Annotated in this window: 1 protein-coding gene and 2 pseudogenes; all 3 read left to right on the top strand. The window is 49.9% G+C overall.

The features are described from left to right. The coding region (locus ERD80_RS17925; protein ID WP_211145600.1) for an MBL fold metallo-hydrolase at positions 1 to 649 on the top strand (649 nt) is incomplete at its 5' end. Positions 650 to 1,188: 539 nt separating this feature from the next. Continuing rightward, positions 1,189 to 1,260 (top strand): annotated as a pseudogene (locus ERD80_RS17920) (DUF2627 domain-containing protein); the annotation flags it as partial. Between the two features lie 86 nt (positions 1,261 to 1,346). After that, positions 1,347 to 1,457: pseudogene (gene cspE, locus ERD80_RS17915) on the top strand (transcription antiterminator/RNA stability regulator CspE); the annotation flags it as partial.

The raw sequence follows: 1,457 nt of genomic DNA, 5'->3' as shown, positions 1-1,457 counted from the left end.
GGTGGCGCAGCTGCCGCATCTTGATTATGTGCTGATCTCGCATAACCATTACGACCACCTTGATCGGCCTACGGTGAAACGCATCGCCCGCCGCTTTCCTGCGGCGCACTTTCTGGTGCCGCTGGGGATGGCCGACTGGTGTCGCCGGCGTGGCGTGCGCACCGTCACCGAACTGGACTGGTGGCAGCAGGTGCAGCTTGACGACATCAGCTTCACAGCGGTTCCCGCGCGCCACTGGAGCATGCGTACCTTCTGGGATCGCAACCGGTCGCTGTGGTGCGGCTGGGTAGTGCGTAATGCGCAGCTCAATTTCTGGTTCTCCGGCGATAGCGGCTACAGCGATAATCTCTCAGCCATCGCGCAGCGTCTGGGGCCGTTTAATCTGGCTGCGTTACCGATAGGTGCCTATGCACCAAAATGGTTCATGCGCGGCCAGCACATGGACCCGGATCAGGCGGTACAGCTCTGGCAGCAGATAGGGCGACCGCTGGCGATTCCCATTCACTGGGGCGTATTTGAGCTGGCGGACGAATCGCTTGACGATCCGCCGACGGAGCTGGCGCAAGCCTTGCAGCAGGCGGGCGAGGTCGATGCGCCTTTTGCCCCATGGCGAATTGGCGAGAGCCGCAGCCTGATGAATTACGATTAAGATTTATCCTAAGCCATTTTTGTTAAATGCCAGCGGCTTCGGCGCTTTTTAACATTTTATTGTTGGGTGTTTAGAAAAAAATGAGATAAATGCCAGCGTACAGTCTGCCTATATTTGGGGCAACGGCGATTATATTTTCCTGATTTTGGTGCAAAACTATTATTAACTTGTACTGTCAGGAATTTATTGTACAAGATTTAAGCGCTGCGCAGTTATGTTGCTCATTGCACAACGGCCAGTGAAATAGCTTATCTGTGCCATATTAATGCAATATTTTTTGCCTAAACTTATTCGGTTTAAATGTGAAAAAGCAGCGTTTAGCGCTTCGCTTGACGAAACGCGAGTCTGGCGCTAACTATACTGACGCATAGACTTTTTTTGCACACGCTGAGGCGTTGCTGTCAATAATGTTATCCACCTTTCGCTGCCGGTTTCAGGCAATTATGTGCGGCATGTCGATCACTGTTTAAAAATGGCTTGCCATTAATTAGCGGATATGTGATAACGAATCGTGGGTCAAACGAGGTACAGTTCTGTTTATGTATGGCATCTTCAGTAAAGAAGTTACGAGTAAAGACGTTGACGTTGAATACCGCTTCCTTGCCGAACCTTAAATTAGTGCCTCATTCAGTAATGTCTCTGGTTTCTCTGTAAGACTGCCTGCGGGCAATATAAACACTCTAAGGAATTTGCAAAAATGGCAAAGATTAAAGGTCAGGTTAAGTGGTTCAACGAGTCTAAAGGTTTTGGTTTTATTACTCCTGCTGACGGCAGCAAAGACGTGTTCGTTCACTTCTCTGCTATCCAG

The sequence above is a fragment of the Pantoea sp. R102 genome, assembly GCF_004916815.1.
Taxonomy (GTDB): domain Bacteria; phylum Pseudomonadota; class Gammaproteobacteria; order Enterobacterales; family Enterobacteriaceae; genus Pantoea; species Pantoea dispersa.
This window is presented reverse-complemented; position numbering and strand designations above follow the sequence as displayed.